The organism is Flavobacterium sp. BFFFF1, assembly GCF_002256285.1.
In the GTDB taxonomy this organism is placed as follows: domain Bacteria; phylum Bacteroidota; class Bacteroidia; order Flavobacteriales; family Flavobacteriaceae; genus Flavobacterium.
The window spans coordinates 29,283-42,579 of sequence record NZ_NKJE01000008.1 but is presented as its reverse complement, the minus strand read 5'-3'; the positions used below and the strand labels follow the sequence as shown (position 1 = coordinate 42,579).

At 43.1% G+C, this 13,297-nt stretch carries 13 protein-coding genes; 4 read left to right on the top strand and 9 right to left on the bottom strand.

Annotated elements, in window-relative coordinates:
- Positions 1-30: 30 nt before the first annotated feature.
- The 3 genes from CFE23_RS06655 to CFE23_RS06645 form a co-directional block, all read right to left on the bottom strand.
- A complete protein-coding gene (locus CFE23_RS06655; RefSeq protein ID WP_291085907.1) occupies positions 31-564 on the bottom strand; it encodes a 3-hydroxyanthranilate 3,4-dioxygenase in 534 nt (177 codons plus the stop codon).
- A 26-nt stretch (positions 565-590) separates the two neighbouring features.
- Positions 591-947, bottom strand: coding sequence for an exodeoxyribonuclease VII large subunit (locus CFE23_RS06650; RefSeq protein ID WP_291085904.1), 357 nt, complete (start codon positions 945-947; stop codon positions 591-593).
- Positions 948-1,038: 91 nt separating this feature from the next.
- Positions 1,039-2,139, bottom strand: coding sequence for an endonuclease/exonuclease/phosphatase family protein (locus tag CFE23_RS06645; RefSeq protein ID WP_291085901.1), 1,101 nt, complete (start codon positions 2,137-2,139; stop codon positions 1,039-1,041).
- Positions 2,140-2,274: 135 nt separating this feature from the next.
- Here CFE23_RS06645 and CFE23_RS06640 point away from each other — a divergent pair, with 135 nt between their 5' ends.
- The 4 genes from CFE23_RS06640 (at position 2,275) to CFE23_RS06625 (ending at position 8,213) form a co-directional block, all read left to right on the top strand.
- Positions 2,275-5,127, top strand: coding sequence for a carboxypeptidase-like regulatory domain-containing protein (locus CFE23_RS06640; protein ID WP_291085898.1), 2,853 nt, complete (start codon positions 2,275-2,277; stop codon positions 5,125-5,127).
- Positions 5,128-5,139: 12 nt separating this feature from the next.
- Positions 5,140-5,754: a hypothetical protein gene (locus tag CFE23_RS06635; RefSeq protein WP_291085895.1), complete on the top strand. Its 615-nt coding sequence runs from the start codon at positions 5,140-5,142 to the stop codon at positions 5,752-5,754.
- Between the two features lie 18 nt (positions 5,755-5,772).
- Positions 5,773-7,221, top strand: a complete 1,449-nt coding sequence (locus CFE23_RS06630) for a DUF5689 domain-containing protein (protein WP_291085892.1) — start codon at positions 5,773-5,775, stop codon at positions 7,219-7,221.
- A 593-nt stretch (positions 7,222-7,814) separates the two neighbouring features.
- Positions 7,815-8,213 carry a hypothetical protein gene (locus tag CFE23_RS06625; RefSeq protein ID WP_291085889.1) on the top strand — a complete coding sequence of 133 codons (399 nt, stop codon included), beginning with the start codon at positions 7,815-7,817 and terminating at the stop codon, positions 8,211-8,213.
- Positions 8,214-8,334: 121 nt separating this feature from the next.
- Here CFE23_RS06625 and CFE23_RS06620 read toward each other — a convergent pair whose 3' ends face one another.
- From CFE23_RS06620 to rsmA, 6 genes are all read right to left on the bottom strand, one after another.
- Complete coding sequence (locus tag CFE23_RS06620) at positions 8,335-8,703, bottom strand: DUF2752 domain-containing protein (RefSeq protein ID WP_291085886.1); 369 nt, start codon at positions 8,701-8,703, stop codon at positions 8,335-8,337.
- Positions 8,704-8,776: 73 nt separating this feature from the next.
- Positions 8,777-9,163 (bottom strand): DUF4234 domain-containing protein, encoded by a 387-nt coding sequence (locus tag CFE23_RS06615; RefSeq protein WP_291085883.1) that lies wholly within the window; start codon positions 9,161-9,163, stop codon positions 8,777-8,779.
- 87 nt (positions 9,164-9,250) lie between these two features.
- Positions 9,251-10,210, bottom strand: a complete 960-nt coding sequence (locus CFE23_RS06610) for a 2-hydroxyacid dehydrogenase (RefSeq protein WP_291085880.1) — start codon at positions 10,208-10,210, stop codon at positions 9,251-9,253.
- 172 nt (positions 10,211-10,382) lie between these two features.
- Positions 10,383-11,159: a pyrroline-5-carboxylate reductase gene (gene proC / locus CFE23_RS06605; protein ID WP_291085877.1), complete on the bottom strand. Its 777-nt coding sequence runs from the start codon at positions 11,157-11,159 to the stop codon at positions 10,383-10,385.
- A 10-nt stretch (positions 11,160-11,169) separates the two neighbouring features.
- Positions 11,170-12,519: a magnesium transporter gene (gene mgtE / locus CFE23_RS06600; RefSeq protein WP_291085874.1), complete on the bottom strand. Its 1,350-nt coding sequence runs from the start codon at positions 12,517-12,519 to the stop codon at positions 11,170-11,172.
- Positions 12,509-13,288 carry a 16S rRNA (adenine(1518)-N(6)/adenine(1519)-N(6))-dimethyltransferase RsmA gene (rsmA, locus tag CFE23_RS06595; protein ID WP_291085871.1) on the bottom strand — a complete coding sequence of 260 codons (780 nt, stop codon included), beginning with the start codon at positions 13,286-13,288 and terminating at the stop codon, positions 12,509-12,511. Before rsmA ends, mgtE begins: the two co-directional genes overlap by 11 nt.
- Between the last annotated feature and the right edge of the window lie 9 nt (positions 13,289-13,297).

Sequence of the window (13,297 nt, the reverse complement as noted above, 5' to 3'; positions counted from 1 at the left end):
GAAGGAAGGTCTGCAGAGGACTGATTCGCGCTATTCTGTATATCTGGGATCGGTATCCATCACGGTGCCGCATTTATCACACGTGCGGAGCTCCGGAGAATTGTAAAATTGCTTGTAGTGGGGAAGGAAATCCTTTTCGATGTCGTGCAGTTCAAAATAAACCTCATGAAGTTTGTGGTTGCATTTTTCGCAAAACCAAAGCAGGCCGTCCATAAAGCCGCGGCCGGCGCGTTTACGTTCAATCACGAGTCCGATTGAATTTTCAGTTCGTATGGGCGAGTGCGGAATCCTTGCGCCGTGCAGGTACATGTCGCCGGCGTTGAGTTGCATTTCCCGGCGTTCCCCGTCTTCCTGGATGATTACGGTGATGGTTCCTTCGAGCTGGTAAAACAGTTCTTCGGTTTCATTGTAGTGGAAATCTTTGCGCGCGTTGGGGCCGGCTACAATCATGACAATATAGTCCTGGGCGTTGACGTAAATATTCTTGTTACCAACAGGCGGTTTAAGCAGGTGTCGGTTGTCTTCAATCCATTGGTTCAGGTTGAAAGGCTTTGTAGTTGCCATGGCGAATTTTTATTTAAAATTACGCTTTATTTTATTTGGATCTGCGTCGGGTTGAAGATTTGCGGTGTTTGTCCATTGTTTTTTTCAACAGTGATTTTTCCTTTGACAAGGATTTTTTTGCCTTTGGCTGCCGCGAGATTCAATTTCAGCCTTTGGGCATATTTGGTGTTGATTACAACCGTAAAAACATTGTCCGGGAATGACTTGTCCACATTGATGTAAGCGACGTTGTTTTCAGCTGTAGCCTGTTTTACAGAGGCTACTGTACCTCTTACCCACACTTCCTTTCCAATAAACTCTTTTGCCCGCGAGGTGGGAATAGTATCCTGTGAGAAACTTTTTAATGCGGTCAGCATGATAAGTAAGAAGAAGACATTTTTCATAAAGTATTGATTTTAGGAAATCTGCGTGCAAATGTAATACTAATAATCAAAAAAGCCGGAAAAATCCGGCTTTAATGAAATTTGTATGAAGTTACTTTACCTGACGAATCAAATAGATATAAACGGGAAAGTGGTCGCTGAAACCCACTTCATTCGCGGAATGTCGAAGCGGATAGCCCTTATACTGGCCATCAGTCTGTATCATAAATGGCTTGTTGTATATTCCGGCTTTCCAGTATCGGAGCGAGTCATAACCCTCTTTGATTAATGTCTCAGAGACCATAATCTGGTCAAAAATGTCGCCGGCATCACGATAGAATAACGACGCATTTCCTTCTTTAGCCATTTGTTCAAACGGATTGTATACGCCAAATTCCTTTACTTCAGTCTTCTTCAACTTGGCACCAATACCTACTTTGACGCTTTTGTTGTAGGTACCATCGTTTAAGTCGCCCATGCACATGATTTTAGCATTTGGGTTTACCTTATATATAGAGTCCATTACTTTTCTCGCCAATCTGCCTGCAGCTTCACGGAATGGGCTGCTCTTTTTCTCACCTCCGGAACGCGATGGCCAGTGGTTCACCAGGACATTTACTTCTTCGCCATCCAAAAGGCCAGTAACCAACAGGATATCACGGGTATACACCCTGTTGTCTTTGCTTATTTCAATTTTATCATCTGTTATTTCTTCTTTTTCTTTTTTGGTGTCTTCCGGCTTTTGATCACGGTAGATCATTAAGGGAATGTTAATGTAACTCGTTGGCTTAAAATGTTTCTTCTGATATAGTAATGCCACGTCAATCCCACGTTTGTCTGGAGAATCAAAATGTACGATTCCGTAATCCCAGGTTTTCATTTTAGGCTGTTTTACCAGATCTTCGAGGACGCCACGGTTTTCGATTTCGGACCCGCCCACCAATACAGGTGCGTCTTTTTGCTGGTCATTGGTTCCGATTTGAGAAATCACACGCGCGAGATTCTCCAACTTCTGGTGGTATTTTTTCGAAGTCCAATGCTGTGCGCCATTCGGAAGCCATTCTTCGTCGTTGTTCGGATTGTTGATGGTGTCAAACAGATTTTCAAAATTATAGAACGCTACGGTGCTGATAGCGAACTTTTTTTCCTGTGCACGCGCAAGGAACATTGAAGATAAAACAACAAACAGGGCTAAATTTTTACTAATTCGCATAAATCCTATATTAATTTAAGGTGAAGTTTAACATAAAGTTGGGAGCAAAAGTAGATAATATTAATTAAACATGTACATTTGCACCCTGTTAAGAAATTCTTATTCTTTTCAACTTAAATTAATTTAATATTTTTTATGAAAAAACTTGTATTTAGTATTCTATTTGTGATGCAGGTGTTTTTTGGCTGGGCTCAGCAAAACGCTACCGTTACTGGTAAAGTTGTTGATTCCAAGACACAGAAACCATTACAAAGTGTTGTGGCAACGGTCCAAAACACAAATCTTACCGGACTGACCAATGCAGCAGGTGTTTTTGTGATTGAAGGCGTCGTTATCGGTAAGCAACTGTTGAAAATCACCAGTACCGGCTACTCGCAGCAAATCCTTCCAATCGAGCTCAAAGAAGGTCAAAAACTCGATTTAGGCACGGTGGTTCTTGAAGAGGACGTTACATCAGAGCAGGAACTGAGTCTGATTACCATCACAGAGAATGACCTGGGAGATGATAACAGTGGCTCAGAGAGTACTTCCGGTTTGCTTCAGGCGAGTCGTGATGCGTATCAGCAGGCAGCAGCATTTAACTGGGGACAAGCGCGTTTCAGGATCCGTGGATTAGATAATGAATATGGGATAACGATGATCAACGGCGTTGTGATGAATAAGATTTACGATGGAAGACCACAATGGGGCAACTGGGGCGGAGTGAATGATGCAACACGCAATCAGGAGTTCACCATGGGCTCAGCACCGTCTGACTACACCTTCGGAGGAATTCTTGGCACACAGGAAATCAATACAAGAGCTTCTATATACAGACCAGGTACTAGGATTTCCTTCTCAGGAACCAACACCAACTATTCTTGGCGTGCTATGGGTACCCACGCTTCCGGCATGAATTCAGAGGGATGGGCGTTCGTGGTGTCCGGTGGCCGCAGGTGGACGAAAGAAGGTTATTTTGAAGGTACTGACTATAGTGCGAACTCACTGTTCGCCAGTGTTGAAAAGAAGTTTAATGAGCACCATAGTTTAAACGTTACCGCGATTTACGCACAGAACAGCCGTGGAAAGAATTCTCCAAACACTAAAGAAGTTACGGATCTTGCCGGAGTTAAATACAATTCTTACTGGGGATGGCAAGATGGTCGCAAAAGGAATTCCAGGGATAAAGATCTTGAAGAGCCAATCCTAATGCTAAACCACTACTGGAAAATCAACGAGAAAAATAAATTGAATTCAAGTCTTACTTATCAGATTGGACGAATCGGCAACAGCCGTATTGACAACGCTGAACAGACTATAGCGATTGACCCGTTTACAAACCAGAATTTGGGCTACCTTCCTGATCCTGCTTATTACAAGAATTTACCAAGTTACTATACATCCATGTATAACCTTGATGATTATACTGATTTTCAAGGAGATGATCCGCTTAATCAGGCCAATGCTGCATTGTTGAAGTCTCAGTTTCTTGCAAACAAGCAAATCAACTGGACTGCAATGTACAGGGCAAATGCGGCCGCTCTTGATGGCAAAAGCAACTATGTATTGTATGAAGACCGCACAGACGACAAGTTAATTACTGCGAATTCTATTTTTACTTCCCAGCTTTCTGACAACATCTCGATGAATGCAGGAGTAACTTACAGGAAACTGAAATCAGAGAATTTCCAGAATTTGCTGGATCTATTGGGAGGAAGTTATTTCAGCGATGAGGACGGTTTTTATACAGGAAACCAGTCTCAGCCTAACCTGAACAACCCAAACCACATCGTCCGTGAAAACGAGCGTTATGGCTACAATTATATACTGAAGGCTGACGTTATTGACGCTTTTACTCAGTTCAAATTTTCATACAACAAATTCGACTTTTATCTCGCAGAATCTTTTAGTTCTTCTGTTTACCAGAGAGAAGGCCTTTACAGGAATGGATTGTATCCTAACAACTCTTTTGGTGAAAGTAGAAAGACTAATTTCGAGAATTTCGGATTTAAAGGTGGTGTAACCTACAAAATCTCGGGAAGACAGTTCCTGAATTTTAACGCGGCGCACATGACAAAAGCTCCGACACTAAGAAATACCTATAATAACGCCAGGTTGAATAACAATATAGTGGGAGATCTTGAAAACGAAATTATCACAAGCGTAGACGCGAGTTATATCCTTAGGGCGCCTAAGTTTAAAGGAAGACTTACCGCTTTCATGTCGAGATCGAAAAACGGAACTGCAAACACATTTTTCTATGCTGAGGGTGCTTTTGAAGAAGATAATGAGGGCGATGGAAGCGACGCGTTTGTGGGACAAACAACAACCAATGTTTCTAAAAGAAATATCGGTGCTGAACTTGGTGCTGAATACCAAATCACCTCTACTATAAAAGCCACTTTTGCAGCTTCATATGGAGAATATATTTTTGACGGAAACCCAACGGTAACGTTAACAAATGATGCGTTGGCCAGCGACACCAACACAAATCCTGTGACCAATTATGGCGAAGCTACGATGAAGGATTACAGACAGGCTGGTATGCCACAACAGGCAGCAACGTTCGGATTGGAATACCGCGACCCAAAATTCTGGTGGATTGGTGCCAATGCCAACTACCTTGCGGAGACATATATTGATGCTTCCCCGTTATTGCGTACAAAAGCGTTTTTCAGGAATCCGGCTGATCCTTTCGGACTGCCATTTCCAGAAGCGACTGAAGCCCGTGCAAGGCAGTTGTTGAAACAGGAGAAGTTTGATCCTATCCGTCTGGTAAACCTGACAGGAGGGAAATCATGGAGAATTGACGGCAAAACTTTTGGATTCTTTGCTTCCGTAAATAACGTTTTTGACGTAACTTACAAGACCGGAGGATTCGAGCAGGCCAGAAATGCAAACTTCAGGGAACTCAATCAGGATGTTTCCAGCGGTACGCCTTCTTTCGCGCCAAAATATTTCTACGGATATGGACGTACTTATTTCGTGAATCTATACATTCAATTCTAAAAAAAGATAGTTATGAAAATTAAAAATTTAAAAATCTGGGCGCTGGCTGCCGTTGCGATTGTAGCATTGGCCGGATGCACACAGGATGAAGATTACAAGACAGCCGAATTTACGCCGCTTGTACTTGCTGAGGATTTTTTACACAGCGCAGACAACACCCCATTGGTTATAACCAATTGGGAGAATATCGCAACTGCCGGTACCGCAAAATGGAAGCAACAGATTTATCAGGGAAATGGTTATGCGGAGTTTACCTCCTACCAATCCGGTGAGCCGTCTAACATTGGGTGGCTGGTTTCACCAGCGGTAAGTATGGATGTTGCTGAGGGTGAGATCCTCAGATTCCAGGTTTCTCAAAGTTATGTCAGCAACACTGTATCAAACAAACTTGAAGTGTTGATATCATCAGATTATGATGGAACGAACTTTGCTGCTGCAACATGGACGCCATTACAAGCTAACCTACCAACGGTTGACGCGAATTATTTTGTGTTTCAGGATTCTGGCGAAATCGACTTGTCGGGATATACGGGAAATATTCACGTGGCCTTTAAAGTGACCGGAGGAACTGCCAATGCTATCGATGGTTCGTACCAAATTGATAACGTAAGGATTTATCACAACTAATTATTATTGCAAAAAAATATGAAATTAAATATTTTCAAAACCGTTTTCATGACGGCGCTTTTAACTGGTGTTGTCGCTGGTTGTGCCAATGACGACGAGTATGGCACCCCAAATTTGGACTGCCCCGAAACAAGCCTTTCGGCCAACAAAACAGTACAGGAAATCATCGCGACCGTACCTGCAGAGGTACTGCCGGACCAGCCTTATACAGACGATGACATCATTGAGGCTTACGTCACTTCAAGTGATGAAGGCGGGAACTTCTACAAATCCATATCATTCCAGACACACCCTACAAACGGTTCAGCGCCGGTTGGATTCAGCGTGCCGGTTGATGCAGGCGGAACATTTGTAAACTATCCTACAGGGACTAAAGTATTTATCAAATTAAAGGGACAGTACCGTGACATTTATAACGAGTCAATGCGTATTGGAGGGCTGTATGAATTAGATCCTGCAACGGACACAAATCCCGCAGTCTATGCAGTTGGAAGGCTTTCCATTTTTGATTACGCTAAAGTGCTTGTACGTTCTTGTACAAGGCTTGGTGAGGAAGATCTGGTAAGGACAATGACCATTGCAGAGGCAAAGAATGATGCCAACCTGAATACACTGATCGAACTTGACGGTGTGCAGTTTACAACGGATGTCGTAGGTAAGACCCTTTATGATGCAACGGATGACCTGGGCGGCGCCACAAACCACTTGCTTACCGACAATGTGGGCAATACGATTGATTTCCGCACAAGCAGCTTTGCCAATTTTGCAGGGGATATCGCACCGGGAACCAGTGGTAAGATAAGGGGTGTATTGACCAAGTTCAGCGGGACATACCAATTCCTGGCACGTACTAAAAACGATATTAAACTGACTGAGCCAAGATTCACAATTGACCTTTCCTCACCTATCGTTGGAAATGCACTTACATTCTCAGGAAGCTTCAATGAAACTTTCGAGAGCGGTGTTACTACAAGCCCTGGAAACAGGACTTTTCCAAAATACATCAACGATCCTGTGGTAGGTACGCGTTATTGGCAGACAACCACCTTCAGCAATAATAAGTACCTCCAGATGACGTCTTTTACATCTTCAACTTCTACGACGTTGGTGAACGAAGACAACCGTTCGTTGTTTTTCATGCCAGTGGATTTCACTGCTGCGAGTAATTTTTCATTTCAGTCAAAAGCAGGTTTTGTCACTGGCCCGGTTTTGAAAGTATATTACATAAGCGCATCAGATTATACGCCCGGCGGTCCCGTTAACAATGCAGCTTTGGTAGACATTACGTCTAACTTCACTATTTCCGCTGGATTGGCTACAGGATATCCTGCAAACTTTACACCGAGCGGGAACTACGCAATCCCTGCGACGTTAACCGGCAATGGGTATTTCGTGTTCGAATACGTCGGAAGCGGACTTACAGGAAATACGACGACGATGCAAATTGACAACGTTACTGTGAATTAATTTCGCTTTAAGATAAATGAGAAAGGCTCCTGAATTGGGAGCCTTTTTTATTGGCTTATTGCGATTAGAAATTAATACTTATTTCACATAATTGTTTGTTAAAGAAATACAGATAATTTACTTTCGTCAAAAACTCGAACTCATGACAAAGATTTTTATGACTTAAGTATTTATGTGCCAAATATCACTATATACGCAAAAAATAGAATGGGAAAATCGTATGGCGGATAGTGTAGGTGCCATTGGGTGATTTAAAACATGTGGAGGCGAATATGACGATCTGCTTGCCAAAATTATACCTACTAAGGGGAATATCTTGCAGGCGGTTATTCTAATTCTACGCAATCGCTGGTGAAATTTAACGTCAATTTTGGAACAGGAAGTAATTTCTGGATTCGGAAATTAAATATCAATAGCAATATCGAATGACAGCGGACTTTGGGTGGAACATTGGAAGGTGAATTATATGCTATGACTGGTTGGCGCGCGCCCGTCGCAGGGATTTATTTTGCAGCAGATATCCTTGTGCTTGCCACCACTGGTAACAATATCGGAGATTATTTTGATTCATTATTTGACTAAATCTAAAATCTATGGAAATAATAAACTACATTTTTTACAGATTGCACGAATATTATCGTAACGACTTATCAATATTTAACGCAACGCAATATTTAAGCTTGTTGGAAATGGCAGGCCTTGCCTTTTTTGTTCTTACTGCAAGAGCAATATTCTCTCCCCATGAAAATTTTATTATGGATTATATCATAGAAAATGATATATCAAAAATCCAGTTAAGCACGTTTGCTATTTTAATATATGCAGTAATATCTTTTGCTAATTATCAATATTATAAGCCAAAGGTTGCTCATTATCAAGCAAAGTTTAAAAACGCCAATGCCAATAAATGGTTTAAACTTTGGATGATTTCTATCATTGGGATATTCCTGATTGGATTCCCAATTTTGCTGTTGAAGTGGAGACAATCGTAATTTTCTATTTGAAATATTATGAAACGTTTGACAGAACACCCCTCAACAATGCTGACAACGTTACTGTGAATTAATTTCGCTTTAAGATAAATGAGAAAGGCTCCTGAATTGGGAGCCTTTTTTATTTCCAGATGGATTGCTTTAATACATCATCCCAATTGTGCTCCATCACAAAATAGACCAAACGTACGCTGTGGTAAATGGCCAAAGTAATTCCCAATACAATGGCGAGTTTCCTGTTGTACAGCCATTTGTTGAAATATTCCTTTCCGGTCGCCAGTTCCGCTGAAAGCACGAAAACCGTGACCACACAAAACAAAATTACAAACGGCCCGAAGATATGGTAGTACAGGCTTTTATACAAGTTGCCATCATACAGGTAAACCAACGACTTGGTAATACCACAGCCTGGGCAGGGGAAGCCCGTAAGCAGTTTAAAAGGGCACAGCGACTGCGCAGTATCCAAATGATGGTCAGCGTTTTGCTGCATTAAAAAAAACGGAACTGCCAGCGTGATTAACGCTCCGGCAATTCCGTAAATTTTACGCCTGTTGCGTGTACTCTTATTTATATAATCTGTTGATGTCACCTTGTACAATCATCGCAGCCACCATTGGGATAAAGAAGCCCAGAATAAGCAGCAAAGTAGAATCGTCTTTTTGTAAAGAACCTGTCCTTTGATATACTTTTGGAAGTCCGTCCTTGCCTGCGAGGTAATAAAAATACATATTTACAGGCGAGCAGCATCCGGCGAAAATCGCGACTGGCTGCGAAATCACTTCACGCTCATTGACCGCATTCAGTACATCAGCCACTTTGATATTCCAGTAAATCAAATACAATCCACAGGTTACAATTCCAAGCAGCAACACAGCTACCGGATCAACTTTAAAATAAGGGATATTTGGCGGCGGTGTATTCCAGCTCTCGGTATTGTTCACTTCAGTCATAATATTTTGGTTTTGGTTATTGGTGTATAAAAATAAATAATTTATTGGAATAGGTTATGTTTTAGCGACTAAACTTCAATTTATTTTCTAATCGGCCAGGTACATTGAGTTGATTTTATCCACAATCACCTGTGCCAGCAAAGCATGGCTTTCATAGGTCCAGCCGGCAATATGCGGGGAAAGCAAAACGTTATCCGCTTTGAGTAAATACCGAAACGCTTCGGGAATGTCATGCTCTTCAAAAAGATGCTCAAATGAGCTTTTTTCATACTCCAGCACATCAAGCCCTGCACCTAAAACCTTCCCGGATTGTAACGCATTAGCCAAATCAGCAGTAACCACATTCTTACCGCGGGAGGTATTTATTAACCAGAACGGCTTAGCGAAAGCGTCGATGAAATTTTGATTCACCATTTTATCAGTTTCCGGGGTCCACGGGATGTGCAGGCTTAGTACATCCGCTTGCTGCTGCAACTCTGCCAGTGAGACCTGCTTTGCATTGGCATCACCTACATTTTCTAAAATATCATAGCATAAAACCGTCACGGCAAAGCCACGCAATTTTCTCGCAAAAGCCTTGCCCATATTGCCATAACCAATAATCCCTACCGTTTTTCCATCGAGCTCATGGCCCCGATTGGCTTCCCGGTTCCAATGTCCCGAGCGAATTTCGCGGTCTGCTTTATTGAGCTTGTTAAACAGTGAAAGCAACATGCCCAGCGCATGCTCCGCAACGGCATTTCTATTGCCTTCGGGCGCCGCAATCAAAGCAATATTTTTCGCCGACGCATAGTCTGTGTCAATACTTTCGAGACCCGCGCCAACCCGTGCAATGAACTGTAAGTTAACGGCTTTGTCCAGAAACACCCTGTCAATCTTAAACCGGCTCCTGATCACGATGCCCTGGTATTCATGGATCTTCGCTTCCACAGTCTCTTTCGAAGAAACAAAATCCTGATGGTTTTCAAAACCAGCTTGTTCTAATTGCGCGAATAGCAGCGGGTGGTTGCTGTCGAGGTGTAATATTTTGAGGGTAGATGGTTTCAAACGAAAGGTATTGGTGGTCCAAAGTTATAAAAAAAGAAAAGGGAATTCTTTCAGGAAGGCTCATATATTTTGTTACAGGAGCTGGTTCCTGCTGTCCACTGTATCCTTTCCTTTTTACAGAAAAAAGGAAAAGGATGCCGCTGCTCCCGAAATTTCGGGACGGGCTAAGGGCCTATCCCTTAATTTTCTGCAACGATGTTTTAATCCCCTTAATCAGCGAAGAACTAAATCCTTCGTGCTCCATTTCGTTTAACCCGACAATCGTACAGCCCTGAGGTGTCGTGACCCGGTCGATAAGCTGCTCCGGATGCACATTTTCTTCCAATAGCATCTGTGCAGCACCTTTTACCGTCTGCGAAGCGATGGCTAATGCGGTCTGGGAATCAAAACCGATTTCAATGCCCGCCTGCATAGAGGCCCTGATGTATCGCAAGGCATAGGCGGTACCACATGCTCCCAGTACCGTCGCCGCATCCATTAATTTTTCGTCAATGACCGGCGCTGTACCGACCGTTTTAAAAAGCATGATGACGTCCTGTGCCTGCGTTGCGTATTTTTCGTCAAACGCAATACACGTCGCCGATGCGCCAAACTGCGCTGCAATATTTGGCATAATACGAACCAGTGGCTGCTCCGCGCCAGTAAGCGATTGCAACATCTCCAGCGTCATTCCGCTGATTGCAGAAGCGACCGTTTTTCCCGCAATATGTGGCAGGATTTCACGGATCACAGACTCGGCCTGATATGGTTTCACGGTCAGGATAATCAAATCTGCGGAAGCGATGTCAAAAGTATTGTCTGATGAGATGCGGATGCCTTTTTGTTCGAGGTTTTTGATCAAACCGGTATTCCTGCGCGTGACGGTTACGTTGATGCCTTTGGCATACGCCGAGAAACCAAGCGCAATGGCAGCGCCAAGATTCCCGCCGCCGATGATGTGTACATTCATGGTATTGGTTTTAAAGGCCTAAGATGAGTTTGGCTATGGCAAAATACAAAATAATTCCAAACACATCATTTGTAGTGGTGATAAAAGGCCCCGTCGCTATAGCCGGATCGATTTTATTTTTGTTCAGGAAAAGCGGAACCAGCGTGCCTAACGTGGCTGCAAAAAGAATGACTGCGATAATGGAAATCGAAATCGCCAAACCGACCTGCAGCTGCCCGTACACAATGGTGTGGAAAATGAAGAGGAACATCGAAATAATCGATCCGGAGATCATCGCAACCGTCAATTCCTTTGTAAAATATTGCTTACTGAATTCTTTCAGCGTACCGTTGGCCAATCCCTGTACTACAATTGCAGAGGCCTGTACGCCGATATTTCCAGCCGTAGCCGATAGTAATGGAACGAAGATAATCAGTGTCTTATAACGGTCAAATGCGCTTTCATTGTCTTTCAGTACGAACGAAGCCACGATTTCAATGACCATCCCAATTAACAGCCATGGCAACCGCCCTTTGATCATTTCCAAAACACTGTCACCGGCTTCTACGTCCTGGGTAATACCCGCGGCCAGCTGGTAATCCTTTTCGGCTTCATCTTTGATTACATCTACAATGTCATCGATGGTAATGCGGCCTACAAGGCGACCTAACTCATCAATGACCGGAATCGCTTCAAGATCGTATTTCTGCATGATGCGGGCGACTTCTACATCTTCGGCATCCACTTTGACCGAGTTTAATTTTCGGATATAAATGTCGTTGATCTGCTGCCGTGTTGATGTGATCAGCAAATCTTTAAGGGAAAGGCGGCCTTTAAGTCGGTCTTCGTCATCCACCACGTAAATGGAATGCACGCGGGAAATATTCTCTGCCTGAATGCGCATTTCCTTCACGCAGGTCAATACGCTCCAGTTTTCGTTGACTTTTACCAATTCCTTATGCATAATACCGCCTGCGGTGTGTTCATCGTATCGCAGCAGGTCCACGATGTCTTTGGCATGTTCAACATCCTGAAGCTCAGAGATTACTTCCTCTTTTCGGTCTTTGGAAAGTTCTGCGATGATATCAGCTGCATCATTGGTTTCGAGCTCGTCCAGCTCTTCAGCGATTTCTTTTGGGGAAAGCCTTTTCAGGATATTTTCCCTAAGGTCGTCTTCGAGTTCCAGCAGGATTTCTGCCGTTTTTTCGCTGTCCAGTACTTTAAAGATGTACGTGGCATCGTCAAAATCGAGCTCGTCAAGAATCTCAGCAATATCGGCATGATGAATGTCATTCAGTAAAACTTCCAGTTGCTGGTCGTTTTTCGACTGAATGAGTTCTTCTAACTGCGTGATTAATTCCTTGCTGAGTTTAAATTCCATCGGCTTCTATTTTTTGTGTCAAAGCGATAAACTGTTCCACGGACAACTGTTCCGGACGGAGGTCAAAGATAGTGTCTTCCCGCAAATTATCCGACAAATTTAAGGTTTTTAAACTATTTCTTAATGTCTTGCGCCGCTGTTGGAACGCGGTTTTAACCACCGTAAAAAACAATTTTTCACCGCATGGCAAGGTGTAATTGTCTTTTCTGCGGAGGCGCAATACCCCTGATTTTACTTTTGGTGGTGGATCAAATACATGCTCTGAAACAGTGAACAGGTATTCGGCATCGTAAAAAGCCTGCGCGAGGACTGAGAGGATTCCGTAGGCTTTGGAGCCCTTTTTTTCACAGATGCGTTCCGCGACTTCTTTTTGGAACATGCCAGCAAATTCCGGAATCTGGTTGCGGAATTCTAAGGCGCGAAATACAATCTGGGTCGAAATATTATAAGGGAAATTGCCGATGATGGCAAACTGCTTTCCTTCGAAAACCGAGTTGATGTTGTATTTTAGGAAATCTTCGCTGATAATCCGGCCGTGCAGCGTTGGATAATTGGCGTTTAGGTATTCTACTGATTCCTTGTCGATCTCGATTACATAAGTGTTGTAAGGTTTATCGAGCAGGTATTTTGTGAGTACACCCATTCCCGGACCGATTTCAAGCACATCGTTGTAGCCGTTTCCGTTCAGGCTTTCGGCAATCTGGGAGGCAATGCTTTCATCTTTTAGAAAATGCTGCCCTAGATGTTTTTTGGCTTTTACTTTATCCATCCTGGAGTT